Source organism: Desulfococcus sp. (genome assembly GCF_041737845.1).
Lineage (GTDB): Bacteria > Desulfobacterota > Desulfobacteria > Desulfobacterales > Desulfococcaceae > Desulfococcus.
Genome location: NZ_JBGSQX010000080.1, coordinates 99,851 through 123,155 on the forward strand (window position 1 = coordinate 99,851; position 23,305 = coordinate 123,155).

Annotated in this window: 19 protein-coding genes and 1 tRNA gene; 7 read left to right on the forward strand and 13 right to left on the reverse strand. The window is 56.2% G+C overall.

Annotation, left to right across the window (positions count from 1 at the left end; genetic code table 11):
- Nucleotides 1-432: 432 nt before the first annotated feature.
- The 4 genes from ACEW8N_RS09270 to ACEW8N_RS09285 form a co-directional block, all read right to left on the reverse strand.
- On the reverse strand, nucleotides 433-1,830 hold the full coding sequence (locus ACEW8N_RS09270) for a sigma-54-dependent transcriptional regulator (RefSeq protein ID WP_373499533.1): 1,398 nt from the start codon (nucleotides 1,828-1,830) through the stop codon (nucleotides 433-435).
- 7 nt (nucleotides 1,831-1,837) lie between these two features.
- Nucleotides 1,838-3,160 (reverse strand): dihydroorotase, encoded by a 1,323-nt coding sequence (locus ACEW8N_RS09275; RefSeq protein WP_373499534.1) that lies wholly within the window; start codon nucleotides 3,158-3,160, stop codon nucleotides 1,838-1,840.
- A gap of 42 nt (nucleotides 3,161-3,202) precedes the next feature.
- Nucleotides 3,203-3,832 carry a signal peptidase I gene (gene lepB / locus ACEW8N_RS09280; RefSeq protein ID WP_373499535.1) on the reverse strand — a complete coding sequence of 210 codons (630 nt, stop codon included), beginning with the start codon at nucleotides 3,830-3,832 and terminating at the stop codon, nucleotides 3,203-3,205.
- Nucleotides 3,833-4,056: 224 nt separating this feature from the next.
- Complete coding sequence (locus ACEW8N_RS09285; RefSeq protein WP_373499536.1) at nucleotides 4,057-5,220, reverse strand: M20/M25/M40 family metallo-hydrolase; 1,164 nt, start codon at nucleotides 5,218-5,220, stop codon at nucleotides 4,057-4,059.
- Nucleotides 5,221-5,308: 88 nt separating this feature from the next.
- On the opposite strand from ACEW8N_RS09285, the gene ACEW8N_RS09290 reads away from it, so the two are divergent.
- Nucleotides 5,309-5,406 (forward strand) — tRNA-Sec (locus ACEW8N_RS09290).
- 84 nt (nucleotides 5,407-5,490) lie between these two features.
- On the opposite strand, the gene ACEW8N_RS09295 is transcribed toward ACEW8N_RS09290, so the two are convergent.
- Nucleotides 5,491-5,697, reverse strand: coding sequence for a hypothetical protein (locus ACEW8N_RS09295; RefSeq protein ID WP_373499537.1), 207 nt, complete (start codon nucleotides 5,695-5,697; stop codon nucleotides 5,491-5,493).
- A 366-nt stretch (nucleotides 5,698-6,063) separates the two neighbouring features.
- On the opposite strand from ACEW8N_RS09295, the gene ACEW8N_RS09300 reads away from it, so the two are divergent.
- Together ACEW8N_RS09300 and ACEW8N_RS09305 are read left to right on the forward strand one after the other, a co-directional pair.
- Complete coding sequence (locus ACEW8N_RS09300) at nucleotides 6,064-6,489, forward strand: pancreas/duodenum homeobox protein 1 (RefSeq protein ID WP_373499538.1); 426 nt, start codon at nucleotides 6,064-6,066, stop codon at nucleotides 6,487-6,489.
- Nucleotides 6,490-6,553: 64 nt separating this feature from the next.
- Entirely contained in the window at nucleotides 6,554-7,129 is a 576-nt protein-coding gene (locus ACEW8N_RS09305) for a VOC family protein (protein WP_373499539.1), read from the forward strand.
- Between the two features lie 19 nt (nucleotides 7,130-7,148).
- Here ACEW8N_RS09305 and ACEW8N_RS09310 read toward each other — a convergent pair whose 3' ends face one another.
- From ACEW8N_RS09310 to glgP, 7 genes are all read right to left on the reverse strand, one after another.
- On the reverse strand, nucleotides 7,149-8,741 hold the full coding sequence (locus tag ACEW8N_RS09310) for a DEAD/DEAH box helicase (protein ID WP_373499540.1): 1,593 nt from the start codon (nucleotides 8,739-8,741) through the stop codon (nucleotides 7,149-7,151).
- A gap of 89 nt (nucleotides 8,742-8,830) precedes the next feature.
- Complete coding sequence (locus tag ACEW8N_RS09315) at nucleotides 8,831-9,643, reverse strand: alpha/beta hydrolase (protein ID WP_373499541.1); 813 nt, start codon at nucleotides 9,641-9,643, stop codon at nucleotides 8,831-8,833.
- A gap of 30 nt (nucleotides 9,644-9,673) precedes the next feature.
- Nucleotides 9,674-11,359, reverse strand: coding sequence for an energy-dependent translational throttle protein EttA (ettA, locus tag ACEW8N_RS09320; protein ID WP_373499542.1), 1,686 nt, complete (start codon nucleotides 11,357-11,359; stop codon nucleotides 9,674-9,676).
- Nucleotides 11,352-11,774 carry a hypothetical protein gene (locus ACEW8N_RS09325; RefSeq protein WP_373499543.1) on the reverse strand — a complete coding sequence of 141 codons (423 nt, stop codon included), beginning with the start codon at nucleotides 11,772-11,774 and terminating at the stop codon, nucleotides 11,352-11,354. The genes ettA and ACEW8N_RS09325 overlap by 8 nt, the downstream gene beginning before the upstream one ends.
- 192 nt (nucleotides 11,775-11,966) lie before the next feature.
- Complete coding sequence (gene xerD / locus ACEW8N_RS09330) at nucleotides 11,967-12,863, reverse strand: site-specific tyrosine recombinase XerD (RefSeq protein ID WP_373499544.1); 897 nt, start codon at nucleotides 12,861-12,863, stop codon at nucleotides 11,967-11,969.
- A 110-nt stretch (nucleotides 12,864-12,973) separates the two neighbouring features.
- Nucleotides 12,974-14,488, reverse strand: a complete 1,515-nt coding sequence (locus tag ACEW8N_RS09335) for a glycogen synthase (RefSeq protein ID WP_373499545.1) — start codon at nucleotides 14,486-14,488, stop codon at nucleotides 12,974-12,976.
- Between the two features lie 106 nt (nucleotides 14,489-14,594).
- Nucleotides 14,595-17,144 (reverse strand): alpha-glucan family phosphorylase, encoded by a 2,550-nt coding sequence (glgP, locus tag ACEW8N_RS09340; protein WP_373499546.1) that lies wholly within the window; start codon nucleotides 17,142-17,144, stop codon nucleotides 14,595-14,597.
- A 358-nt stretch (nucleotides 17,145-17,502) separates the two neighbouring features.
- Here glgP and ACEW8N_RS09345 point away from each other — a divergent pair, with 358 nt between their 5' ends.
- From ACEW8N_RS09345 to ACEW8N_RS09360, 4 genes are read left to right on the forward strand one after another with little or no spacing between them, the layout of a single operon-like run.
- A complete protein-coding gene (locus ACEW8N_RS09345; RefSeq protein ID WP_373499547.1) occupies nucleotides 17,503-18,639 on the forward strand; it encodes a glycosyltransferase in 1,137 nt (378 codons plus the stop codon).
- A gap of 29 nt (nucleotides 18,640-18,668) precedes the next feature.
- On the forward strand, nucleotides 18,669-19,802 hold the full coding sequence (locus ACEW8N_RS09350; RefSeq protein WP_373499548.1) for a radical SAM/SPASM domain-containing protein: 1,134 nt from the start codon (nucleotides 18,669-18,671) through the stop codon (nucleotides 19,800-19,802).
- Between the two features lie 44 nt (nucleotides 19,803-19,846).
- The gene (locus ACEW8N_RS09355) at nucleotides 19,847-20,833 is read left to right on the forward strand and encodes an NAD-dependent epimerase/dehydratase family protein (protein WP_373499549.1); all 987 of its coding nucleotides are present in this window, start codon (nucleotides 19,847-19,849) and stop codon (nucleotides 20,831-20,833) included.
- 10 nt (nucleotides 20,834-20,843) lie between these two features.
- The gene (locus tag ACEW8N_RS09360) at nucleotides 20,844-21,665 is read left to right on the forward strand and encodes a methyltransferase domain-containing protein (RefSeq protein WP_373499550.1); all 822 of its coding nucleotides are present in this window, start codon (nucleotides 20,844-20,846) and stop codon (nucleotides 21,663-21,665) included.
- Between the two features lie 20 nt (nucleotides 21,666-21,685).
- Here ACEW8N_RS09360 and ACEW8N_RS09365 read toward each other — a convergent pair whose 3' ends face one another.
- Nucleotides 21,686-23,104, reverse strand: coding sequence for a CDP-glycerol glycerophosphotransferase family protein (locus tag ACEW8N_RS09365; protein WP_373499551.1), 1,419 nt, complete (start codon nucleotides 23,102-23,104; stop codon nucleotides 21,686-21,688).
- Nucleotides 23,105-23,305: the final 201 nt, after the last annotated feature.

The following is a 23,305-nucleotide window of genomic DNA, read 5'->3' on the forward strand; positions in this document are numbered from 1 at the left end:
TTATAAATTCAGCAGATATCGACGGAGGCGGGCTTAATAACTATAGGAATTTGGCTTTGGATTATCTATCTGAAATTTCATTTTTTTGTTTTGGATGGACAAAATTTGTCGAAGGATTCGGATCATCAAGAATTTGACGCGCCCTGTCAGGATTCAAGCGGTTCTATAATGGCACACGGAGAAATCCCTGCCCGAACCCCCCGCCATATCCGGAAGGAAAACCACACCGTTCAGCGGCTGTCAGGTGATAAGAGTTGAATGCTCGGAAGGGCAAACAGCCCGGCGAAAAACAAAACCGCCTTCCAGGGCGGCGGCGGTCACACCAGTGAGCTTCAGCCCGCCGGCGCTTTCAGCCCGGAGATTCATTTCCGGGCTCAGTCGGGATTTCCAAAATGGCCTCGGGGGCGCCTCCTTCAGCCTTCGGTCTTCAGCCTACTCCGTACTGATATTCAGCTTCTTCAGCCGATACCTAAGGGATCTCATATTGATCCCCAGCAATTCAGTGGCCTTCTGCTTGTTTCCGCCGCTGATATCGAGCGCTTCCGCGATGTATGATTTTTCCAGCTTGTTGAGTTCATCATCCAAGGATATCCCGTGGGAGACACTGGAAAGATCGATAAGCCCGCCCCTGTCGTTTTCGACCCCCTTCCGTTTGTGGATGGAAAGGGCCAGGCTGTCCGGAAGGAGGATATTGGTGTTGGTGAGCGCCACGCTCCGCTCGAAAAGGTTTTCCAGCTCTCTGATATTCCCGGGAAAATCATATTTTTGCAGGAGGTCTATGGCATAGGAGGAGACCTTGCTGATATCCTTGCCCATCTCCTTTGAATATTTCTCGAGAAAGTGCTGGGCCAGCAGTTTCAGGTCCTCCTTTCTTTCCCGAAGCGGCGGTACTCGGATTTCGATGACATTGAGCCGGTAAAACAGATCCTCCCGGAACCGCTTTGCAATAACCTCTTCCTCCAGATTCCGGTTGGTAGCGGAGATGATCCGGACATCGACATGGACGTCTTCGTTCCCCCCGACGGGTCTGATCATTTTTGTCTGAACGGCCCGCAGCAATTTGACCTGGATCGGGATGCTGATCTCTCCGATCTCGTCCAGAAAGAGCGTGCCTCTGTGGGCGGTTTCGAAAAGCCCCTTTTTATCGCCGGTGGCGCCGGTGAAGGATCCTTTTTTGTGACCGAAGAGCTCGCTTTCCAGCAGGGTTTCAGGAATACCGCCGCAATTGACCGCCACGAAAGGCTGATCGGCGCGGCTGCTCTCCCGGTGAATCGCCCTCGCGATCAGCTCCTTTCCGGTTCCGCTCTCTCCCGTGACCATCACGTTGGTGACTGTCTGGGCGACCTGTCGGATCATTTCATAAATGCGGAGCATCTTGGGGCTGTTTCCCATGATGAGGCCGAAGTGGAGGTTTTTCCGCAGGTCATCTCCCACAACCTTCTTTTCCCGTTCAAGCGTCCGCATCTCGAGCGCTCTCGCGATGGCCTGCCGCAATTCAGTGTTGTCAAAGGGTTTGGGCAGATAGTCGTAGGCCCCGTCGTTCATGGCCTGGACCGCTGTTTCGGCCGAGGCATACGCGGATATCATGATGACCACCGTATGTGGATTCCTGGCCTTGGCGGCCCTCAGGACATCGATGCCCGTCATGTCGCCCAGGCGGATGTCGCAGAGCAGGAGATCGAAATCCCGTTTCTCGATCAATGCGATCGCCTCTTTTCCACTTCCGGCGGTGGATACCGCATACCCTTCTTTCTCCAACATGAAATCAAGAAGCTCGCGCATGCTGATCTCATCATCGACGACCAATATATGGGTTTCCTTTTCCGCCATTCGCTTGTCACTCCGAAAGGGTTGGCACTTCAAAAACAATGTCCCCCGCGACCATGGTCATCACGGCCCGGCCTGTCACCATCCACTGATCAAAAGGCGTGTTGCGCCCTTTGGATTTGAATGCGGCGGCATCGATCCGGTGCGCCGCACGGGGATCGATAAGGGTGATATCGGCGGGATTGCCTGCCGTCAGACGATTGTCAATGCCCAGGATCCGAGCGGGGTTGACGGCCATTTTTTCAATGAGCTGGGTCATGGAAAGGCATTGATCCCTGACCAGGCCGAGGCTGACGGCCAGGGAGGTTTCCAGACCCACGATGCCGTTCGGCGCATCCGCGAAATTCCTTGCTTTCTCCGCGGGCGTGTGGGGGGCATGATCCGTGGCGATGACATCGAGGGTGCCGTCGGACAGCCCCCGGCGAATCGCTTCCCGATCAAGATCGGTCCGTAACGGCGGATTCATTTTGGCATTCGTTCCGTATTTTAGAACATCCCTGTCGGTGAGGGTAAAATAGTGGGGCGCGGTCTCGGCGGTCACCGGGACCCCGCGGTCCTTGGCGTCCCGGATGGCCCGCACCGAACCGGCAGTGCTCACGTGGGCGATGTGAAGCCTTGCGCCGGTAAGCTCGGAAAGGGCGATATCCCGCATGACGCCGATGGTTTCGGCTGCACCGGGAATGCCCCTTACCCCCATTTGACGCGACACGTCCCCTTCGTTCATGGTGCCTCCGGCGGCCAGGTCAAGGTCTTCCGAATGGGAAATAACCAGAAGATTCAATTCCTTGGCACGCTCCATGGCCTGCCGCATCCGCAGGCTGTTCATCACCGGCATGCCGTCATCTGAAACCGCGACGGCGCCGGCCGACCGAAGCTCCTCGTAATCGCAGAGAAACTCCCCTTTCAGTCCTTTGGTGATGGCGCCGACCGGGTACACTCTCGTGCCGCCGTTGGCGCGGCTCTTCTTCACGACGAACGAGACAGTCTCCCTGCTGTCCGCCGCCGGATGGGTGTTGGGCATGGTGCAGACCGAGGTAAATCCGCCCCTGGCCGCCGCAGCCATGCCGGTCTCAAGGGTCTCTTTTTCCTCCTGGCCGGGTTCCCGGAAATGGACATGCATGTCGATCAGCCCGGGGACGACGATCCGCCCCGAAGCGTTTATCGTACGATCGGGGGCATGGTCAGGGGTGCTCCCGGATGTCTTGTGCGGCGGTGTCCGCTCACTAGTTTCCGGAAAGATGCCGATGATCTTTCCGCGGTCGACGAGGATATCGAATCTGCCGTCCAGAAGACCCGGGTCGATTACCCATCCGCCGTGGATCCATATTTTCATGGGCATTCCCTTCAATCGGCCTTTTTACGGAACCGCTAAAAGTTATTTCAGGAAGTCGCCGATCCTGGACCACCTGACCCCAAAATTCTCTTTATCCCAGGACCAATAAATAATGAACGCCTTGCCTTTGACGGCTTTCAAATCGACGAACCCCCAGAACCTGGAGTCATAGCTGTGGTCCCGGTTATCCCCCATGACAAAAAGAGAATTTGGCAGAACGGTTATCGGCCCGAAATTGTCTCTCGGCTGCACCCCTTTGGGAATTGCCACGGGGTCGGTAAAAATGGCCTGTTTGTAATCGACGGGCGCGCCGTTGACAAATAAGTGCTTGTTCCGGATTTCAATGGTATCGCCTTCTACACCGACCACCCGCTTGATAAAATCCTTGTCCGGGTCCTCCGGGAATTTGAATACGACAATATCCCCGCGCTCGGGGTTGCTGACAGGGACAAGGGTCATGTCGGTGAACGGCACCTTGATTCCGTATATAAACTTGTTCACCAGGATGTGGTCGCCGATTTTCAGGGTCTCTTTCATGGAGCCCGACGGGATTTTAAATGCCTGAACAACAAAGGTGCGAATAAACAGCGCCAGCACGATGGCGATGAGGATCGCCTCGACATTCTCCCTCAGGCTGCTTTTCGGGGTGATCTTTTCATTTTCGGTAGCCATTGGCGTGATCTTGGAATTCAATTGAATTCACAATCCTTTCTGATCTGGTGGGAACTCGTCTATCGCTGCGGCGAACTATCCTCACGCACTTCCATGTCAAGATGCCGGCCGGCGTCAGACATCCGCCGCGTAATTCGGGCACCCTGATGCCGGAAATCCATCCCGGGAAGCATGCGTCATGGACGCTTCAGTAGGCGATATCCTTTTAATACATTTATTTTTATCTATAATTCCAACAGGTTTTTGTCAAGATATTGTTCGGTATGGAGTCGGATGATCTCCAGGAGCAATTCCGTCATCCCCACCATATCCTCAAGGGCCACCGACTCGCGCACGGTATGCATGTCTTTCATCCCCGTGCCCAGCACACCGGTAACAATCCCCCTGTCGAAAAATATATTGGCATCGGCCCCGCCTCCGGTCATCTGGGGTTCCAGGACCCTTCCCAGGTTTGCTGCGGCCTTCCGCGCGGTTGCGACAACCGGATGGTCCGGAGCGATGGCGGTTGCCGGGAAGTCGTGGTGGATATCAAACTCCACTCTCGGCAAGGGATCATCGTCGGCGGTTTTTGCCGCGCGGACGGCATCCTCGAAGGTTTTGACGATCTTTTCCGTCATCTGTTCCAGTTTATCGGTGTCGTGGCTTCTCACCTCGCCCCGAAGCGTAACCCGGTCCGGCACGATATTGGTGGCGGTTCCCCCCTCTATCGTGCCGATATTACATGTCGTTTCTTCGTCGATCCGCCCCAGGTCCAATCGCGCGATCGCCTTGCTCGCCAGAAGAATAGCGTTGATGCCCTTCTCGGGCGCCGCGCCGGCATGGGCATCCTTGCCGTGAACCCTGATTTCAAAACGATTGGCAGCGGGGGCCCGGGTAACGATACCTTCAATGCTGGAGGCATCCAGCGCATATCCGTGCTTTGCGGTAATGCATTCGAAATTCAGATGTTTTGCCCCCATCAGCCCGATTTCCTCGCATACGGTGAGAACCACCTCGAGAGGACCGTGCGGCAAGCCTCCCTCCTGGATGATCCGTATCGTTTCGATAATGATGGCAATAGCGCTTTTGTCATCCGCCCCCAGGATGGTCCTGCCGTCGCTTCTGAAAACACCGTCTTCAAAAATGGGCACCACCCCCCGGCCAGGCTCAACCGTATCCATGTGGGCATTCAGCATCAGCGTCGGAACGTCGGCGTGCCCATCAAAACGCGCAATGAGGTTTCCCGCGTTTCCTCCCACGGCCGATGCTGCACCGTCAACCCGGATATCCGCCCCCATGGATGCCAGAAGCGTCTGAAGGTGCTTCGATATTTCAGATTCTTCCCTTGACACACTGTCGATGCCCACGAGAAACATGAACATATCCGCCAATCTTTTCCGGTTGACCACGGATCGACTCCTTTTCATAAATCTATTGACAAAAGATAATTTCGGGCTAAGATATCCGCGCTTCGATCATTTCTGATGGTTTTAAATTGGGAGTGCACAGCTCACTGGTGGGGCTCCCGGACTTCAAATCCGGTGTGGGGCGCTAAAACCGTCCCGGGTGGGTTCGATTCCCATGCACTTCCGCCATCTGAATTGAAAAAAATATATTCATCAGATACATCCAGTCATGAAAATCACCGCCGTAAAAGCCATGACAGAACGAGCGTCGCGTCACCCTCTCGTCTTCATGATCACCCAGTAGATCAGCGGCATCAGCAAGGCGAGTACGATGATCACCCCCGGTATCGTCAGATAGGGTTTATAGCGCGGTTCATGATTCGCCCGCGACTTGCGGACCTCCGCCATAAACCAGTTGCCCAGCATGACGGCCGCCGCCAGGACGGCAACGAACCTGAGAATTTCAAACACTTTTTCCATTCAATGCGACCATCCTGTATGATGTTCCGGTATGATGCTCCGGCTGTGATGCCCCCACCCTGTCGAGTTTTTATGGCGTCGAATTGGGCGCCTGGTATCCTTATCAAAAAACGTCTCATTTTTAAACCATTTTAACAGACGGCAAAAAGGAAATTCCTGCGTCCCGGTCTCGGGCGGAACTGCTTCGTGACCGACATCTTGATCAAATCGACGCCAGATGCTATAAACCTGAGGCGAATTCAGCGGGGTTGTCCGCGATCTCCATCTCGTCGGCTTTCCTCACTCTGCCTTGTCAAGCGCAGTGTCTGAGGGTTTTCCGGCAGGATATGGGCATTGGATTTTATCCGTCATTGAGAGGTTCACTGCATGCCGCAAATTAATTTCGAACAGATTTTTTCATCCGATCATCTATCCGCAATATTCCCGAACCATCGCGCGGACGATTTTTTCGAGGCGCTTTTCGGCGATACGGAAGACGGCGCATACGATATTGCACTGGCCTTCAAAAAGGCGGCTTCCAATGAATTGACGTTCGAATTTCGATTGAAGCGGCGCCCCGGCAAATGCCTCGCCTGCAACCTGACGTATGGACTGCCGCAGGTGTTCTCCCGTCATCCTGTGATTGATATCGGCGGCATTGTGAACAAAGTGGACCACCTGCTCAACGGCCAGGCGCAATGCGGGGAATGGCGCCTGGGATCGACGCAGGAAATCTCGAGGGATCTGCATGTGATCCCCCTGGTCATCGCTTTTCGGAATCATCGAAACACCCCGGGCGGGACAGCGCCGTAGCAGTTGTTCCTAAAAGTTTGCACCCTCAACAATCCGAAAAAGGAGATCTCTTCCACACAGCATCATGAATTACACCGGCATCAACCATCTCGCCCTGGCCACCGCGGATATGGAACAAACCATCCGCTTCTGGCGCGACCTCCTGGGGATGCGACTGATCATCGGCACCGGACGGCCGGGATATCGCCAGTACTTTTTCGAAATCTCACCGCACGATACGATCGCTTTTTTCGAGTGGCCCGATGTCCGGCCGATTGCGGAGAAAGATCACGGCGTTCCGGCAAAAGGGCCGTTCGCGTTCGACCATGTCTCGCTGGGCGTGGAGACCGATGAGGACCTGTGGCGGGTGAAAGACACGCTCGAAGCGGCCGGAGTGTGGGTGTCGGAAGTCGTGGATCATGGGTTCATCCATTCCGTCTATGCTTTCGACCCCAATCATATTCCCATTGAATTCAGCGCGCCCGCGGCAGGCATCGACTGCCGCAAACGGCCGGTCATGACAGACATCTCCCCCACGCCGGCTGCCCGGGAGGGGGATGCCCCGCAGCCCGGCGTCTGGCCTCCGGTCACGCATCGGACGCCAAACACCGAGAAAAAAATTTATCCCGGCGAGGGAGATTCCTTTATCAAGACCCGATAGTGCCCATGCTCCCCGGGAATTACTGCTGCGAGGTTCTCTTCGGCCTGGGCCGCGAACGCCTGCCTCCCTGGCTTCGTCCGGGGGGCTGCTTTCGCCGGTCTCCCCCTTCTTTTCCTTTTCCCCTCGGTGCTTCGGGCAGCTTCAGCCAATCGTCCTCCGGCTGCGTGCAGGCAAGCTTGTGACCGATGAACCCTTCAATGTCGGGAATGTAAAATGAATCGTCTTCGCAGGCGAAGCTCACGGACGTACCCGTCGCACCGGCCCTGCCCGTCCGGCCGATCCGGTGGACATAGTTCTCCGGTTCATGGGGCATCGCGAAATTGATGACATGGCTGATGGCGTCGATATGGAGCCCCCTGCCCGCCACATCGGTCGCCACGAGGACGCGGATGTTGCCCGACCTGAAATTTTCGAGGGTGCTGAGCCGCTTTTTCTGGGGCACCTCGCCGGATATCACCTCGCAGTTGATGCCGTAGCGGTTGAGAAAATCGGCCACCCGCTGGGTCTCGTCCCTGCGGTTGCAGAAAATGATCACCCGCTTCAGGTTCTGGCGCTCGATGATGTTGTAAAGGAGCGCAGGCTTCTGCCGGGTGGTCACCAGATAAACAAGCTGCTCGACGGAAGCCACCTCGACCTGCTCCGGTTCAACCTCCACAACCAGGGGATCGCGCGTCCACTCGGACGACAGGCGCTCGACCTCTCCGGTGATGGTGGCGCTGAAGAGCAAGGTCTGCCGCTTGTCTTTGTAGGGCGTCTTTCGGACGATCCGGCGCACCTGGGGGATGAACCCCATATCCAGCATCCGGTCCGCTTCGTCGATCACCAGAATCTCGAGCTTGTCCAGATGCACATCCTCATACTGACAGTAATCAATCAGGCGTCCGGGGGTGGCGACGATGATGTCGACCACCTGCTCGGTCAGTTCCCGCCGCTGCTTTTGATAGTCCATGCCGCCGAAGATGGATACGATGGTGCACGGATAATATTTCGCAAGAAGCCTGGCCTCCTCCGCGATCTGAATGACCAATTCCCGGGTGGGGGCGAGAATCAAAGCCCGGGGCGTTCCCCATGCACGGCTGCCCTCGATGGGCTTTTTGATGAAGGTGGCCAGCATGGTAATCAGAAAGGCCGCGGTTTTCCCCGTACCGGTCTGGGCCTGGCCTGATGCGTCCCTGCCTGCGAGGGTCCCCGGCATGATCTCAGCCTGAATCGGAGAGCAATATTGAAATCCCAGGTCCGCCACTGCGTGCAGGATCTCCCCGGGAAGATCCAGATCGTGGAACCGTGCTTTATCCTCCGCAACGGGGATGTCATAAGATGAAATGTCCCACTCCTGGTGGGAGGCGATCAGCACATCCTCCGGCGCAGCCTCCTCCGGTGCCTGCGCATCATTTTTTCGGGGCTTCCCCCGTTTTGAGCGCCGCCGTTTCCGTTTCGATGCCTCGGCCTGTTCCGTGTCGAGGGTGCGGGCGGACTCAGCATCCGGATCGCCAAATGCAGGAGACCGCTCCGAAATGGGTTTCTCCTGGCTGTCGGCGTCCTTTTTTCTTTCCGCTTTCCGGAGCCCCTTCAGCTTGTTTCGAATATTGTTGAATAACGTTTTAACTATCAAATGTTTCGCTCTCTCTTTCTGATTTTCGTGTTCCGGCAGACGGGAAAAGGGTCACAACCTGCAGTCTTCAGCCTTTCCCCTGGAACAGCTTATTCTCCGTTGACCACATCGGTGGTCAGTTTCCGGACGGCATCCATATACTCGGCAAAGCCGACATACAGCAGATCATTGTGATTGGCGCGCGGAATCATGAGCAGGCGCTTGTTTGCCGCGCCGCAGGCATCGTAAAGGGCCTGGCCGTCGCTATACGGGATGATATGATCCTTCTCCGCGTGGATCATCAGGGAGCTTCGGGTCACCTGACGGATTTTGTCCACATTCCTGAAACCCCTTTTTTCCTCGAATCCAACGGCGGCCAAATCCACCCCAAGAAGCGCCAGGAGCGGCCCGGCGTAGGCAAAGCCGCTTTCGACGATCAATCCGCGGATCTCTTTTTGATATCGGGATGCCAGTTCCAGGGCCGAAGCGCTGCCCAGGGATCGTCCCATCACGATCAGGGGCCCTGCGCAGGCGTTTTCCGCGAGCCAGGTCAGCGTAAACGACAGAATGGCATGTCCGTCCCGCATCATGTTCGTCACGGTGGGACTCCCCGTGGAACGCCCGTATCCCCGGTAGTCCACCGGCAGGAAATTGATGCCCATCCGGTTGTAGACGGGACCCAGGTCCTCGTAATCGGATACGATTTCTCCGTTGCCGTGAAAAAACAAAATGTTGGGGGCCGACTCATCCGCGATGTAAAAGCACCCGCCGATCTCGACCCCCGGGCCGACGGGTATCATGACCGTTGTTCCCGGCCCGTCATTCGGGCCGGCCCGCCTGTCATCGGACCGCGGATGGAACAGCACTCTCGTGATGTCAGGCCGATCCAGGGGCGAATAATCGATTGTATCAAGGTCCGTCATGTGCATGATCCTCCCTTGGCGGAACACCGTCTATGCCCGCGTCAGACGGCGGTACTTGATGCGTTTGGGCAGGTCGGCATCCGCTCCCAACCGGGTCTTTCTGTCCTTCTCGTAGTCGGAATAATTGCCTTCGAACCAGATGACCCGACTGTCGCCTTCAAACGCCAGGATATGGGTCGCAATCCGGTCCAGGAACCAGCGGTCATGGCTGATCACCACGGCGCAGCCCGCGAAGTTCTCGATAGCCTCTTCCAGGGCGCGCATGGTGTTGACGTCCAGGTCGTTGGTCGGTTCATCCAGGAGGAGCACGTTGGCGCCCTGCTTCAAAATCCTGGCCAGATGAACCCGGTTCCGCTCACCGCCCGAGAGCATCCCGACCTTTTTCTGCTGGTCCGCCCCTGAAAAGTTGAAGCGCGCCACATAGGCGCGGGAGTTGACCTCCCTGCTGCCCAGGACAATGCTCTCCTTGCCCTCGGAGATGGTCTCCCAGATATTCTTTTCGGGCGAAAGCACATCCCGGCTCTGGTCCACATAGGCCAGGACAACCGTCTCCCCCACCCGGATAACGCCCGAGTCGGGAGTCTCCTGCCCCGTGACCATCCGGAACAGGGTGGTCTTCCCCGCACCGTTGGGACCGATCACCCCGACGACGGCCCCCGGCGGAATGGCAAAGGTCATCTCTTCCATCAAGAGCCGGTCTCCATAGGCTTTTGTGACGGACTCGGCTGAGACGACCTCGTTGCCGAGCCGCGGCCCGGGGGGAATATAGATTTCCAGTTCCTCGTTTCTTTTCTCCGTTTCCTGCTCCAACATCGTTTCGTAAGAGTTGATGCGGGCCTTCGATTTGGCCCGCCGGCCCTTGGGCGACATGCGGATCCACTCCATCTCCCGCTCCAGGGTCTTGGTTCGCTGGCTCTCGTGCTTTTCCTCCCGGGCGAGCCGCCTGTGCTTCTGCTCCAGCCAAGAGGAATAGTTGCCCTTCCACGGGATGCCGTATCCGCGGTCCAGCTCAAGGATCCATCCCGCCACATTGTCCAGGAAATACCGGTCGTGGGTGACGGCGATCACCGTCCCGGCGTAATCGTGGAGGTGATGCTCCAGCCAGGCGACCGACTCGGCGTCCAGATGGTTGGTGGGCTCGTCGAGAAGCAGGATATCCGGCTTCTGGAGCAGGAGACGGCAGAGGGCGACACGGCGCCGCTCGCCGCCGGACAGGACATTCACCGGGGTATCTCCCGGAGGGCACCTGAGGGCGTCCATGGCCATCTCCAGCCGCGCGTCCAGGTCCCAGGCGTCCAGTGCGTCGAGCTTGTCCTGGACCTCGCCCTGCCGATGAATGAGCCGGTCCATCTCGTCGTCGCTCATGGGCTCGGCGAACTGCTCGTTGATCCGGTTGAATTCGTTCAGCAGGTCAACAGTTTCCTGCACCCCCTCCTCCACCGCCCCCCGCACGGTTTTTTCGACGTTCACCAGGGGTTCCTGCTCCAGGAATCCCACAGTGTATCCATCGGACAGGATGGTTTCCCCGTTGAAGGCGGTATCCACGCCGGCCATGATCTTGAGCAGCGTCGATTTTCCGCTGCCGTTCAGGCCGAGCACGCCGATTTTGGCCCCATAAAAATAAGAGAGCGAAATATCCTTGATGATCGGCTTCTTGTTATGAAATTTGCTGACGCCGATCATCGAATAGATGATCTTGTTCCCCGGCTCACTCATGACTTACTCCATTTTGATGGACTTCGAATTTTACAAAGAGCTGACCTTCCCGGCCGTCGATCTCCGGTGTGTTGTCGTTCCAGTTGATGATCCTGCACCCGTCCGTTTCTTCTGAGGGGTATGAACAGCCGATGTACGGCATCAGCGGATCACCCGCCATGGATTTATAGTTGGTCAGTATGGCCTTTTCCTTGGGGATCTTATCGAATTCCAGCAGGCGGGACAGGAATATTCTGCACTCGCCCTCAAAAAGCGAGCTGGTATTCCGAAAATGGGAGATTCGTTCCCGGAACAACCGAAGCGCCGCATCCCTGTTTTCCGCATCGACCAGCAGATTGAACTCTCCATGCCGTCTGTCCGCCTCGGATTCCTCCTGCTGATTCGTCGTATGGAGAAAAGTTCCGATATAGATCATGATTCTTCCTTTCTATAGGGGGTTCAGGCTGATGCGCACAGGCTCATGCATCGCAATGGATCTTGTCCGGAGCCTAAACCCGCTAGGATGGGTGAAGCAGAGCGGAACCCATCGACTGACCCAATCAGCCTGAAATCTCTATTTATAGCAATCTATGACTGTCCAGTCAATTTTTCTTTCGATATCGATCCATTACCCCCGCGGATGATATTTCTCGTGGATCTCCTGCAGATGCTTCCGGGCGACGTGGGTGTAGATCTGGGTGGATGAAATATCGGCATGACCCAGCATCATCTGAATCGATCTCAGATCTGCGCCACCCTCGAGAAGATGGCTCGCGAAGGCATGGCGGAGGCTGTGGGGGGTGATCTGCTTTCTGATGCCGGAGTGTTCGGCATATTTTTTCAAGATCTTCCAGAACCCCTGGCGCGTCAGCGGCTTTCCCGCCCTTGCGACAAAGAGGTGAGCGCTTTCCCGCCCCTTGAGGAGCAGGGGCCTCGCCGTTCCAAGATAAAATTCGAGCCGGGCCTTGGCATGAGAGCCCACGGGAACGATCCGCTCGCTCGCCCCCTTTCCCATCACCTTCAGAAAGCAGGCCTCGGTGTTGACATCATGCCGTTTCAGGGTGACGAGTTCCGAAACCCTCAGGCCAGCCCCATACAGGACCTCGAGCATGGCCGCGTTTCTGGCGCCGACGGAATCCGTCGTGTCGGGCATTGCAAGCAGGCGTTCCACCTCTTCAATCGACAGGACATCCGGGAGCTTCAACCCTATCTTGGGAAGATCGACCCGTCTGGAGGGGTCTTCGGCCAGCACCTCCTCCTGGACCAGAAACCGGTAAAATCCCCTCAATGCCGCCAGATGCCTCGCCCGGGATCTCGGCGAAAGGCTCGTTTTCTCCATCTCGGACAGGTGGCCGATGATGAGGGGCATATCCTCGGCGGACACATTTTTTACCCCATTCGATCGAAGATGGAGAAAATACTGGGACAAATCAGTCCGGTAAGACGCAATCGTCTTCTCGGAAAGGCCTTTTTCCACAACGAGGTAATCCAGGAATTGCCCGGCGAGCAGATCCAAGTGAGGCATACGGATTCTTTCTAACGATACGAATCTGAAAGAAAAGAGGCTGAAAGGGTTTAGACTGAAGGCTGAGGGGAAGGTCTCTTTTTCTTATATCTTCGGCCTTCAGCCTGAGTCTACCCGGTGATCAGCGGGCGGTCCAGCATCTTTTCATACAGATCGATATATTGCCTGGCGGTGACATCGTAATTGAAGGTCTCAATGGCCTCCTTCATCACCCGGCGGATCTGGATTTCCCGAATTTCCGGAGCCAGGGAATAAAACCGCATGGCCTCACGGATGGCCCAGAAGAGGCCGCCGGCATCATAGGTTTCGAACAGGAATCCGTTTCCTTTGTTCTCGGCGGCGTTCATGTGCACCACCGTATCATGAATGCCGCCGGTGTCATGGGCCACCGGAAGGCTGCCGTAGATGGGGGCGATCATCTGGGGCAGTCCGCAGGGTTCAAATCGTGAGGGCATGAGAATGAAATCCGAGGCCCCGTAGGCCATATGTTCCAAATGTTCGTCAAAATGACACACGGCAATGCGGTTCTCATATCCGTGAAATCTCGCGATATCCCGGAAATGTTTGTGATATTGCCCATCCGCGACAAAAATGATCTGGAGATGCGCTTCCCAATATTCCGAAATCGCGGCATACAGGATATCCGACAGCAGCTGACACCCCTTCTGAATGGGATCCAGGCGGGACGGCCAGAAGAAAAGGGGCGCATTTTCATCCTCGATCAGGCCCAGTGACGCCTGAAGGAAGCGTTTGTTCTGCCGTTTTGCCGCCGCATGGTTATCGGGCCCGTAACACTGGTGGATCATCCGGTCCGTCCGGGGATCGAACGCCGGATCCGGCGAATTGAGGATCCCGGTCGCGCAACCGGCATGGTATTTTTGGGACAGTTCGCTTTGGATGGACGGTTCGACAAAATCGTGTCTCCCCTCGACGATCTCCTTCAGGAAGGTGTCGCTGACGGTGTTGACAAAATGCGCCGCGAAGATGCCGCTGGTCAGCAGATCGATCAGGTTGGTGTTCCACGATTCCCCGTAATCGACGGGCGGCCGCTCAAAATAGAGGTGCTTCCAGAAAGAGGCCACGTCGATGCCCCGGTCTTCGATGTGGGCCAGGTAGCACTTGACCGTATGAATGTTGTGGATGGTGAAGAGGCAGGGAATTCCCCTTTCCCTGGCCGCGGCCGGAACCAGAGCGGTCATCCAGTCGTTGCAGTGGATCAGGTCGGGATTGACGCGGGGCAGGATATAATTCAGCACGTCCCGCTGAAACGTCAGCGCCAGTTTGGTGTTCTCGAAGCCGTCGCCCGAGTAGATCCGGTTCAGGTAGAAAAAGGAGCTGTCTTCTACCAGATGGATTCGTTCCTCCGGCATGACATCGAGGATGGCCCGCTGCTCTTTTTTGAGAAAAGGGGCCAGGCGGTCGCTGAATATGGACCGGTAATCCGGAAGCGCGACATGGACGTCGGCGCCCTGTTCAAACAGGGCGCTGACCAGGGCCGCCGATACATCGGCCAGCCCGCCCGCCTTGGCCGTCAGGGTGTTGGCCAGGCTTCCCATCCGATCCGGCAGATACGTCACTTCCGGCGTAACGATCAATATTCTTGGATTCCGCATTTTTGCGGTCATCGACTATCCTTTCCGCGCCAATCGAAAGATGATACGGATTGTCGCATTTCGGTCGCAAACAGGCTCCCCGATATCCCAAGGGAACCGGCGTGAGATCGGCGCCGCGTCAGGTCCAGCGGATCAGGCCCGGCTCGAACCTCGCCCACGCATCTCCTGCCGGAAGCACCCGCGCCGTGAAGCCGTACCTGCCCGACATGGGGCACGAAATATCGCAGGCATAGAGGTAGCGCCCCCCCCCGTGGGCTTCCAGCATCTCCATCGCCTTGGCCTTTCCCAAACTCAGCAGGTCGGCGGATTGAAGCATGCCGTAATAGAGTTCCACCGTCACATCCTCCGGTGAGAGCTCCCCGAGGTCGATCAGGGCGGTCATACGGAGATTTTCCCCCACCCGGAACGGACCTGCCGTCTCCTGGATGGGCGGCTCGACCCGGATGTTCCGCCAAAAGGTCTTGAGCTTTTCTCTCCGGACCGCCAGTGCCCTGGCCTCGCCTGCATCGCCGGCCAGAAGCCTCGCCAGCCGGTCCCGGGCGGGTTCGTAAAAACGGCCGTTGTACTCGGCGACCATCCGGTGGCTGCAGAAAACGCTCATGCCCATCTTCATGGAGGCCTTCATCATTTTGACCCATCGCACCGGGATGTCACCGTTCTTCCGATCGTAAAACCGGGGAATGACCTCTTCCTCCAGGACGTTGAAAAGCGCCTGGGATTCAACGGCGTCCTGATAGGCCGGATCCACATATTCCTCGCCGTTGCCGATCCGCCATCCCCTCTCCTCGCTGTAGCCCTCGCACCACCAGCCATCGAGGATGCTGAGATTCAAGGCGCCGTTGATGGCGGCCTTCATGCCGGAGGTGCCGCAGGCCTCCAGCGGCCTTCGCGGCGTGTTCAGCCAGACATCCGCGCCCTGGACCAGATATCTGGCCACATGAATGTCGTAATCTTCAATAAAAACAAGCTTGTTTCTGATTTCACGCTTGCGGGCGAATTGGACAAGCCGCTTGATGAGTTCCTTGCCCTCATGGTCCCTCGGGTGAGCCTTCCCCGCAAAAATAAATTGGATCGGACGGTTTTTGTTCATCAGCAGTGCCTCAAAACGCTCCGGGTCCTGAAGCAGCAGGTTTGCCCGCTTGTAGGTGGCGAAACGGCGGGCGAAGGCGATGGTCATGATATCCTGATCCAGGACCAGTTCCGCATCCCGCATCATCTCTTTCGGCGCGTTTCGCCGCTTGTACTGCCGGGTCATGAGCCTCCGGCAGGCGCGTATCAGGCGGGCCCGGCACATGACATGGGCGCGCCACAGCTCCTCTTCGTAAATATCATCGATCCGGCTGGTATTACCGGGGTTTGACGGATGGTGATGCCATTCGGGACCGATATGCCGTTCAAGGAGCAGAGAGATTTCACGCGACAGGAAAGATGGGATATGCACCCCGTTGGTCACATGGCTGATGGGAATTTCTTCTTCGGGCATCTCCGGCCACACGTGGGTCCACATCCGCCTGGCGACGCGGCCGTGAAGCTTGCTGACGCCGTTGCAGTATCTGGCCATTCGGGCGCCCAGTATGAACATGGATATCGGCGAACTGGGCAGCGCCCCGATGGGCTGCCCCCACGAGAGAATTTCATCCGCCAGGGCCCCGATGCGCTCCTCCAGGGGGATCAGGTAGGGCCGGATCAGTTCGATCGGAAATTCCTCGTTGCCGGCCGATACCGGGGTGTGGGTCGTGAAAACGGTGGTCCGGGGGATGATCTCGAGGGCGGTCTTCAGATCGACCTGATGGCTCTCCCGGATCTGGGCGATCCGCTCCAGGCTGGAAAATGCAGAATGCCCCTCGTTCATGTGGCAGACGGACGGATGGATGCCCAAGGCGGCAAGGGCCCGCATGCCGCCGATACCCAGCAGCATCTCCTGGGCGATGCGCATCTTCTGCTCCCCGATATAGAGCTTCGAGGTGATTTCCCGAAGATCTCTCGGATTTTCAGAGACGTTGCTGTCGAGAAGAAACAGGGGGACGCAGCCGACGTTGAGCCGCCAGACGGCGGCGTGGATATCCCCGTCAGGACCTGCCACGGACACGAAAAGATCGTCTCCCCGCGCGTCCGTGGCTCTTTCGATGGGAAGCTGATAGATATCGGTCTCGGGATATTCCTCCTGCTGCCACCCATCCTGGTCGAGGAATTGCCTGAAATAGCCCTGCCGATAGAGAAGCCCCACTCCGACCAGGGGCAGTTCCATGTCCGAAGCGGCCTTCAGATGATCTCCCGCAAGAATCCCCAGCCCGCCGGCAAAGAGGGGAATACTCTCGTGAATGCCGAACTCCATTGAAAAATAGGCGATGGTATTCGAACGGGAGATAGAAGCATCCCCGTCCCATCTCCGGGAGCAGGCGGTCACCTGGAACTGCTCTCTTACCCTTTCCTGGTGGCTCAGAAAGCTCTTGTCCCCGGCCAGTTCCTCAAGGCGCTTCTGGGGAAGATAGGTCAAAAAAAGGATCGGATTTCGCCCGCTCCTATCCCATAGCCGGGGATCGATCCGACGGAAAAGCTCTACGGCATCATATTGCCAGCTCCACCAGATGTTTCGGGACAACACCTCGAGAAAAGAGAGTGCGTCCGGGATATCGGGCAATACACGAAATGTCTGTAAATATTTCATAACTGTCAGATCTGTATCTCGTTTTAAGGTATAACGTTATGCCGGTTGAGAAGAACGGTTGAAACCGCTCGACGGAAAGCCCACCGGAAATTCGACTTTTGCAAGTCTATCTCACTTACGCTTAATAAACAATCGGGCTTCATAAATCAAGCGGATAAAGCCGCGCGGCGCAATGCGGAAGCCCTGAAAGAAACGTCATAATGAAGGCGCCCTGGACGGCGGCCCGGTGTGTCTTGATGAATCCGACCGGGTGTGATAGGTGCCTTACCATTCGTTTTTGCCTACCGGGACATGCATGCCGTTCCCGTCACGATAACCATCATGGTATCGCCTGAATATGACGCCTGCCAGGATTGCAATGCTGGGATCTTTTCCGCCCCTTCGGGGGGTGAGCGGCTACTGCCGTGAACTGGCCGCCGCCATGGCGGCGCTTTGCCCGGTGGAATTCATTTCTTTCCGACAGATGTATCCCCGGTTCCTGTATCCGGGCGGCGGCCTGGCGGATGACCCCACCCTCCCCGACATCCGTCATCCCCAGTTAACCGTGCACCGCCGCCTGACATGGTACGACCCCGCGGGATGGCTCCGGGCTGGGCTTACGACGAAAGCCGACCTGCTTCACGCCCAATGGTGGAGCCTTCCCCTGGCGCCGGTCTATCTCGCCGTCTGCGCCGCCTTCAAATTGCGGAAAAAGCCCGTCGTTTTCACCGTCCACAATGTCCTTCCCCATGAAAAATCCACAGGATATGTCGCGGCTTCCCGGATCCTGTTTGCATTGGGAGACCATTTCATCGTCCACACCGAACAGGGGCGGCGCCGACTCTCGGCTCGCTACAGCATCCCCGAATCCCGGGTCAGCCGGATTCCCCACGGCAACATGGATTTTCATACCGCAACCGGCGGGGGAACAGGCAATATCCGCAAGACCATGGGAATCGCATCCGATGAAAGGGTCGTTCTCCTTTTCGGCGCCATCCGGCCTTACAAGGGGATTGACACGGCCATCAAAGCCTTCGCCGAGGTCAAGAAAGCCCAAGCCGGCACGCGCCTGGTGATTGCAGGGAAACTGTGGGAGAGCTGGGCGCCTTACGACCGCCTGATCCGGGAGCTGGGTCTTGGGGGTCATGTCACCACGGTCCTGGACTATATCCCCTCCGGAGAGGTTCACCGGTTCTTCGCCGCCGCGGACCTGGTGATCCTGCCCTACCATCATTTCGACAGCCAGTCGGGCATCGGCAACACGGCCATCGCCTTCCGCAAGCCCATGATCGTCTCCGACGTCGGGGGCCTGCCGGACCTCGTCGCAGACCCGGGATGCGTCGTCCCGCCGCAGGACGCCTCGGCCCTTGCCCGGGCCATCCTTCACTGCATCCAGGACCCGAGCCGGCTCAAGGCGCTCTCTGCGGATGCCGATAACATTTCGCATAAATTTTCCTGGCCGGCCATTGCCAAAACCACTTATCTGGTGTATAGGGAGGTCTGTAAAAAGTTATAAGGATTTAATCCCCGTCTCAGGAGCCGACAGTGAGCTATCTCAAGGAAATTTCGCCGAAGATGCCGCGATACGCCATGGCCTACAGAGGGCTGGTGCAGCCGGGGACGCCCCTCAACCTGACCTTCTCCGTCACCAACCTGTGCCAGTCGCGCTGCAAAACCTGCGGCATCTGGCGGATCTACCGGGACGACCCCGCAAAGCGGCAGGAGGAGTTGACGACGGACGAGATCGAAAAGATCTTCCGGACCCTGGGGCATGTCTATGTGTTCAACATCAGCGGCGGCGAGCCGTTCCTGCGAAAAGACCTCGGCGAGATCATCCGGCTCGCCTGCCGCCACCTGACCCCGGGCATCATCCACATCCCGACGAATGCCATCGCGGCGGACCGAATCGTTGAGCAGACCGAGGCGATTCTGGCCTGCCTGGAGCGCATCTGTCCCCAAGTGCGCCTGACGGTCAAGCCCAGCCTCGACCACATCGGCCAAAAACACGACGAGATCCGGGGCGTTGCCGGGAATTTCGAGAAGGTCATGGCGCTGTTCCGGCGGCTGAAAGCCCTTCAGGCGGACCACCCCCATTTTCACGCGGAGCTCGGCACGGTCGTCTCCCGGTGGAACGTCCGGGACATCGAGGAGATCGCCGCCTTCGTCACCCGGCTCGGCACCGACAGCTACCGGAACGAAATCGCGGAGCAGCGCTCGGAGATGCTCAACCTGGACGACCCCATCACCCCGGACCCAGACGAATACGAGGCGGCCATCCAATTTTTTGTCGGCCAGATCAAACGCAACATGAAGCAGCGGGTCCTGTTCCAGCGGATCACCCACGCCTTCCGGCTGGCCTATTATGGGCTCGCCATCCGGATCCTTCGGGAAAACCGCCAGGTCATCCCCTGCTACGCCGGCATTTCCAACGCCCACATGACCCCCTACGGCGACATCTGGGCCTGCTGCACCCTGGGGTACGACAAGCCCATGGGGAATCTCCGGAAGCACGGGTATGATTTCCCGGCGCTCTGGAACAGCCCCCGGGCGCGCGAGGTCCGGCGGTACATCCGGGAGGGCCGCTGCGCATGCCCCATGGCGAACCAGGCCTATTCGAATATTCTCATGCATCCGCCGTCGCTTGTGCGAGTGATGGGGGGGATTGTCGGGGCCGGCTGAAACGTTATTGATTACGCTTTTATAAAAAATTCAAGGTGCTGGAAATGAAGATTCTCATCACGGGCGCATCCGGATTCATCGGCCCTCACCTTGTCCGAAGGCTGATCTCGGACGGGCATGAATGCCGGTGCCTGGCCCGATCTCGAAAAAAGTCGGAACCGCTCGAACTTCTCGGCGCTGAGATTATTGAAGGGGACATCACCCAGGCCCAAAGCCTCAAGGGCATTGCGGGAGGCATGAATTGCCTGATGCACCTGGCGACATTGGGCCACATGAGCAACTTCACGGTCACCGAGGCCATGTTTGAGGCCGTCAATGTTCTGGGCACCCTGAATATCATGACCGAAGCCCTGAGAGAAAAGGTGGCCCGAATCGTCCACTGCAGCTCCGTGGCCGCCATGGGCATCTGTCCCGAGGTTCCGGCCACGGAAAAGAGCGAATGCCGACCCCACCATTCTTACGGCAGGAGCAAGCTCAAAGCAGAACGTGCAGTACTCGACATGGTGCGAACTCACGGGCTCCCCGCGTCCATCATTCGCTTCTCAATGGTTTACGGCCCCGGGGACTGGCGGGATATGCTGAAGCTGGTCCGACTGGCAAGAAAAGGCATGTTTCCAAAGATCGGCAGCCGGCCCAAGCTGACCCCGATGATCCATGTGGACGATGCGGTTCAGGGAATCCTGCTCGCCGCCGAAAAGGGAATCCCCGGTGAAATCTACCTGATTACCAACAAGCAGTCCGAGCCGTTTGACCGGATCAGGCAAATACTCCAAGAAGGATTGGGCATCCGGCGGGTTCCGCTGTATATCCCCGAATGGCTGGCGCTCTTGGCGGCAACCATGATCGAGAAATCCTTTACGTGTGTAGGCAAAACACCCCCGGTGGCGCGGAAGAATATCGAATCGACGCTGGCCGATCGCGTCTTTTCCATCGAAAAAGCCCGGCAGGAGCTCGGATTCAATCCAACGGTCGATTCCGAAGCTGGTTTGAAGGAGACCGTAGCCTGGTATCTCGAAAACAAATGGATATAGGACGAGAAAGATGAGCAAAAAGGAAGTCGAGGTTTTCGGGGTCACCTATGACCGCTACGTGCTGCTTCAGCTTCACGGACTTCTGGCCCGCTCCCTCCATCTTCAGGAGATCGTGGAGATGCCGAGCCACGGCGCAAAGGCGGCGGGATCCCTTTACAGCATCGGGTTCGGCCTGGCCGGGTGCCGTGTCACGCTGGTCAATCCGGAGCTGGAAATGATGCACGGATGGGATGAATTGGGAATTCGGCAGCAGGTGAAAGCGATACCGGACGTGAACGTCTATCGCACCGGCTTCGACGCCGACAGCTTCGACCTGGCCTGGAATTTCGTGACCTGGACGGAACTGGCCGACCCGGCCCGCTACCTCGAAGAGATGAAGCGCATCTCCAGAAAATATGTTTTGCTCATCACCTGCAACAATTTCCAGCCCGGATACCCCTGGCACCGGTTTCTTCACATGATCTTCGGCTTTCCGTGGTCCCACGGCCAAGTTAAATACAACCACATCACCAAGGTCAAGAAGATGTTCTGTGATGCGGGGATGAGGGTTCTAGAATACGGCGCCATCGACACGCCCGGCTGGCCGGACCCCAGCGGTCCGAGGGATGTTCGGCTTCATCGGAGATATGGCGGCGGAAAGGCGTTGTCGCCAACAAAACCGGATTGGGAGGTGCCGATTCTACGTTACGTGAAATCGGGCCGTTTTCCCGGTTGGATGACTTGGCTGGGGCGGTGGGATATGTTATTTCGGAAAGGGGTGCTGAAGCTGCCGATGAGTCATCTGTTTTATGTGCTGGGCAAAAAGAGCACCCTGCCAAACAAAGCGGTATGATCAACAATTGCAGATTGACTCTATGTCAGGAGTTCTGAAATTAGACGCACATTGGACTTGCCATCTATATGATCATGCGTGCATGCTCGGATTTTCTGACGCAATGCCGCATAATCATCCTGACACCCATTTTTGAGAATGGTTTCGATATACAATTCAAGCTGATCAACTTTATTGCATTTCATCCCGGGAGTCATGACTTCATAGTCAAAATACATGCTCCGATCATGATTTAAATATGCATCTAAATCATAAGCGAAAAAAAGAATCGGTCTGTCAAGCAACAAAAAATCAAAAAAGATCGAAGAATAATCCGTTATCATCAGGTCGCACATAGGCATGAGCGGATAAATATCGCATAGAGGATTGTATTCAAGTATATTGGAATAATTCTTGATCTGTGAATGCCCATGCATGAAGGGGTGTAGCTTCAGCACAATCAGCAGATTGTTTTTTTGTGCAAACTTGGAGAAACGACTTAAATCGATGGTTGTTTCAAAAGGATCGAACAGTTCTTTTCGGAATGTCGGAACATACAGGCAAATTTTTTGTCCTTTTGATTTCGCTTCCGTGACTTTTTTCAATCCATTTCTGTCCACGTTAATCCACGCCAAACGATATATGATGCTGTCAGATTCTGGCCAGCCGAATAAAATATCATTACGCGGATAACCGGGAGATATGAACTTTTTGGCATTAAAACATTGCGAAAAGACATTGTCGACAAACCATTGAGATGTTGTCACAACCACATCGTAAACAGGATAGCGCCCAATTAACCATTTTTGAATTTTTAATACAGGCCACATCCAGGCCGGTATCGAATTCAGGCGCTTCCGAAACAAATCCAGTTCTATATGCTTGATCGGTGCACCATGCCAAAGCTGGATCAATTTGGCACCGATCGTTAAGGGATATGATCCGAATTTGAACCAGTCCATATCAATAACGACCTTGCCGCATCGCAACAGTAGGTACATGGACTGCAAGGATGGATGGAAGACAGATTCTCCCCCTGCATCAACAATCAATTTCTGTATGCCACGATCAAATGTAAGCATAACAACGCGTTGGTTCTGTCCGGCCATGCCGCTCGCATGGGCGAAAAAATATTTGCTGTTGTCTGCAAAAGACGAGCCCGGACGATTAATCACCAGCATTAATTCTGGATCGCGTCTTATCAGGCAGCTCAAAGGAAATCCTATAATCCTTGCCAGGATGGCGACAACGGTCTGACGGCAGGCAACATACCATGCATTCATCAACCGAGGATTAAACAAATTTTTCATAAAATCTTGAGAGTTCAACTTGCTGTTAACCTTGTCTGCGGGAGTGCTAACGGTATTGATTGGGCAGGCAAGACTCTCGGACGGCCGTTGCGGGTCAAGTAATGCGGCACGGCGTTTTTCCTCCGTATCAAGCTTGATCGATGCAATCATAAAAAAAGCTCATGCTTCTTTAACCCTACAACGCAACTTAAAAATTCATCATACCGAATTTACAGGGAAAAGTTAATTTTCGGGAATTTGTTTGAATATAAAGTATTTTCATTTATTACAAATGCTTAACAAATTAAGTGTCGTTGTAGGGTTAAAATTGAACTTTAAGCTTCTCTATGGATATCGAATTGTTTTTTTGTT

Bases quoted from the DNA above. Each gene is read 5' to 3' on its own strand.
- ACEW8N_RS09270 (WP_373499533.1), bottom strand. From the start codon at position 1,830: ATGGCGGAAAAGGAAACCCATATATTGGTCGTCGATGATGAGATCAGC.
- ACEW8N_RS09275 (WP_373499534.1), bottom strand. From the start codon at position 3,160: ATGAAAATATGGATCCACGGCGGATGGGTAATCGACCCGGGTCTTCTG.
- lepB (WP_373499535.1), bottom strand. From the start codon at position 3,832: ATGGCTACCGAAAATGAAAAGATCACCCCGAAAAGCAGCCTGAGGGAG.
- ACEW8N_RS09295 (WP_373499537.1), bottom strand. From the start codon at position 5,697: ATGGAAAAAGTGTTTGAAATTCTCAGGTTCGTTGCCGTCCTGGCGGCG.
- ACEW8N_RS09300 (WP_373499538.1), top strand. From the start codon at position 6,064: ATGCCGCAAATTAATTTCGAACAGATTTTTTCATCCGATCATCTATCC.
- ACEW8N_RS09305 (WP_373499539.1), top strand. From the start codon at position 6,554: ATGAATTACACCGGCATCAACCATCTCGCCCTGGCCACCGCGGATATG.
- ACEW8N_RS09315 (WP_373499541.1), bottom strand. From the start codon at position 9,643: ATGACGGACCTTGATACAATCGATTATTCGCCCCTGGATCGGCCTGAC.
- ettA (WP_373499542.1), bottom strand. From the start codon at position 11,359: ATGAGTGAGCCGGGGAACAAGATCATCTATTCGATGATCGGCGTCAGC.
- ACEW8N_RS09325 (WP_373499543.1), bottom strand. From the start codon at position 11,774: ATGATCTATATCGGAACTTTTCTCCATACGACGAATCAGCAGGAGGAA.
- xerD (WP_373499544.1), bottom strand. From the start codon at position 12,863: ATGCCTCACTTGGATCTGCTCGCCGGGCAATTCCTGGATTACCTCGTT.
- ACEW8N_RS09335 (WP_373499545.1), bottom strand. From the start codon at position 14,488: ATGACCGCAAAAATGCGGAATCCAAGAATATTGATCGTTACGCCGGAA.
- glgP (WP_373499546.1), bottom strand. From the start codon at position 17,144: ATGAAATATTTACAGACATTTCGTGTATTGCCCGATATCCCGGACGCA.
- ACEW8N_RS09345 (WP_373499547.1), top strand. From the start codon at position 17,503: ATGCTGGGATCTTTTCCGCCCCTTCGGGGGGTGAGCGGCTACTGCCGT.
- ACEW8N_RS09355 (WP_373499549.1), top strand. From the start codon at position 19,847: ATGAAGATTCTCATCACGGGCGCATCCGGATTCATCGGCCCTCACCTT.
- ACEW8N_RS09360 (WP_373499550.1), top strand. From the start codon at position 20,844: ATGAGCAAAAAGGAAGTCGAGGTTTTCGGGGTCACCTATGACCGCTAC.
- ACEW8N_RS09365 (WP_373499551.1), bottom strand. From the start codon at position 23,104: ATGATTGCATCGATCAAGCTTGATACGGAGGAAAAACGCCGTGCCGCA.